Origin of the sequence: Neisseria sp. P0008.S004 (assembly GCF_051962755.1) — a bacterium.
GTDB lineage: Bacteria > Pseudomonadota > Gammaproteobacteria > Burkholderiales > Neisseriaceae > Neisseria > Neisseria subflava_A.
The window spans coordinates 1-2,214 of record NZ_JBQCUZ010000025.1; the positions used below are offsets into that span (position 1 = coordinate 1).

Annotated in this window: 5 protein-coding genes; all 5 read right to left on the reverse strand. The window is 43.9% G+C overall.

Annotation, left to right across the window (positions count from 1 at the left end; all coding sequences use genetic code 11):
* Positions 1 to 239, reverse strand: a 239-nt coding sequence (locus ACTHSW_RS10765; RefSeq protein ID WP_440373908.1) for a hypothetical protein, incomplete at its 3' end; no start/stop codon positions are given.
* Between the two features lie 166 nt (positions 240 to 405).
* Positions 406 to 666 (reverse strand): hypothetical protein, encoded by a 261-nt coding sequence (locus ACTHSW_RS10770; RefSeq protein WP_440373909.1) that lies wholly within the window; start codon positions 664 to 666, stop codon positions 406 to 408.
* Positions 666 to 926 carry a hypothetical protein gene (locus ACTHSW_RS10775; RefSeq protein ID WP_440373910.1) on the reverse strand — a complete coding sequence of 87 codons (261 nt, stop codon included), beginning with the start codon at positions 924 to 926 and terminating at the stop codon, positions 666 to 668. Before ACTHSW_RS10775 ends, ACTHSW_RS10770 begins: the two co-directional genes overlap by 1 nt.
* Positions 927 to 1,178: 252 nt before the next feature.
* Positions 1,179 to 1,355 (reverse strand): hypothetical protein, encoded by a 177-nt coding sequence (locus ACTHSW_RS10780; protein ID WP_440373911.1) that lies wholly within the window; start codon positions 1,353 to 1,355, stop codon positions 1,179 to 1,181.
* 28 nt (positions 1,356 to 1,383) lie between these two features.
* A partial coding sequence (locus tag ACTHSW_RS10785) for a protein rep (protein WP_440373912.1) occupies positions 1,384 to 2,214 on the reverse strand: 831 nt, incomplete at its 5' end.

Below are 2,214 nucleotides of genomic sequence, written 5' to 3' on the forward strand. Positions count from 1 at the left end.
TTGAATACAAGGTAGTTTGCACAGCCTTGTAGCTTCATCGAAAGCTTTTTATTTTCAGATGGCCTACCGACAGAATTTTGCTTGATATCATAAAATTCCATGATATACTTTGCCATATCAAGAGCGCGCATTTTTCCTGCGCCATACCGTTGCAATCTCATTTGCAAGCTCTCAAATCCGAGTCCAGTTTCGCTATCCGCCAAGACCGCCGAAACTGGGCTTTTTTCTTGCCCGTTCATATTCAAATTTTCCTATTTTTTTATTAATTAGGGTACGCGGAAACCCACGCCAGTCGGGGCATAACCGCTTTAGTTCTATTTATCAAGTATAGAGAGCGCATTCTGCGCCATGATTAGCGCGTCAGCGCCGGCGAGGTTCGCACCAACGCCCACGCCACCGCGCCAATCACAACGCAGCTTTTACGCTCAACTTACCTTGCCATACAGAAACAGCCACAGGAACGCTCACAGGGGCATTCAGCTTCTCCTTGTAGGGTGAGGTATCACTAACGGTCAATTCGACCAAATCAGCGCGTTTTTCGCCGTTTCTGAGCGTGTTTTCATGCAGGATTTGCAATTTAAAATCTCCGCCATATTCTTGGCCGTCTTTGTCCTTGCCTTTCGGCGTTTCAAAAATGTTAATCAGTGTACCGCTTAAAATAAACATTACAAGTTCTCCTCATTCAAAAATAAGCATTCTTCGATATCTGATTTAGCTTGTATAACTTCATCAAAAACGCCATCGTTTTCCAGAGCTTCCCAGCCCAAATCAATCAACAGCCGAACAGCATTGGTTTTATTCCCTGCCAGCTTAATCACGGCTTCAACTGCTGCCTGCTGATTACGTTTCAACTTGCAGGAAAGAGGGTACAAGTGTTCATCAACATATTCGCCCTGATTTCTTAAGGATTCCAAAATTTCGCTCATAACACAATCCAGAATATTTTAAAAACACATCCATATTATCACAAAGGCACAATACGTCAAAGTTTATGGGGCGCCGCCCCAAACCCCGCATTCGCCATGTGGCAGAGGGGCGGGGAAAAAACACCCCCACCCCTTTGCCCTAGCGTATTTTTTCCGCTAGCCGTCAAGGCCAAGGCGAGCGACAAATTTTTTTTTGGCAAAAGCGATCCAAAAAAAAACCCGTCGGCCTTGACGGGTTATCTGTTACTGAAACTATTCGGATATAAAAACCAGCGTTCCCGGGTTTCTTTCCGAAATACTAAGGGCAAAACTCACTGCTTTCTCAAAATCATCAAATTCAGCTAATCTAAAAGTTTTCGAGCCAACCACTAAATTCACAGCGCCACCATTTGCAATCGGCAAAACATACAGACCTTCGATTTTTTGCATTTTCATCTCCATGCACGCTTACTCGTTTCTACGAAACATCTAAAATTTCCATTATTTCCGCTTTATTTCCTTGCCCTACAAAATTAAAACCCGACCCCCTTATGAAGCGATATAAGAGCAGAATATATTCATCGTCAATGTCATCATCAGTTAAATCATCAGGTACTTGTACACCCCGAAAAAGGCCGAAATTATCGACCAGTCTTTTTGCTTTCAGAGTTTGGAAAGCTTCCCAGTTGTCAGAAAGCTCCATGTCGGAGAACTTCAGGGCGTACTTGAACACTTCGAGGAAGCCATCTACAACGCTATCACCGTAAAATTCTCTAACGTCTACGATATAAGAATCTCCTGTCAGTTCTAACCACTCTTTCGACAGTTGCGAAGCGATTGGAACATTTTCACACAGCCAAATCATGTGAACGTGTGGATGCCAAAGACCCGAATTTTTACCGCGCTTTATTTCAATACTCATAACACCGCCCAGCGCCTTTGCGTATTCGACCTGCCGTTGACCTTTCAAAGCATTTCGGCGTTGTTCCTGATACTTCTTGAGAGCCTTACGCAAATGCGTGAACCGCTCTAAAAGATTTTCGCCATCTTTCACAGTAAGCGTTACCATGAACGCGCGGAGTTTTGGATTTTCATGTAAAACAATGTCCAGCCGTTGCTTGTAAACTTGAAGGTACTTCGCCCCCCTGCGCATGGCGCAAAATGGGCAAAGCAAATGCTTCTTGCAGAAATTTGCCGCGTGTAATCGAACTTCATCTACAGTCAGATAACGCTTGAATACAAGGTAGTTTGCACAGCCTTGTAGCTTCATCGAAAGCTTTTTATTTTCAGATGGCCTACCGACAGAATT

Bases quoted from the DNA above. Each gene is read 5' to 3' on its own strand.
- ACTHSW_RS10770 (WP_440373909.1), bottom strand. From the start codon at position 666: ATGTTTATTTTAAGCGGTACACTGATTAACATTTTTGAAACGCCGAAA.
- ACTHSW_RS10775 (WP_440373910.1), bottom strand. From the start codon at position 926: ATGAGCGAAATTTTGGAATCCTTAAGAAATCAGGGCGAATATGTTGAT.
- ACTHSW_RS10780 (WP_440373911.1), bottom strand. From the start codon at position 1,355: ATGCAAAAAATCGAAGGTCTGTATGTTTTGCCGATTGCAAATGGTGGC.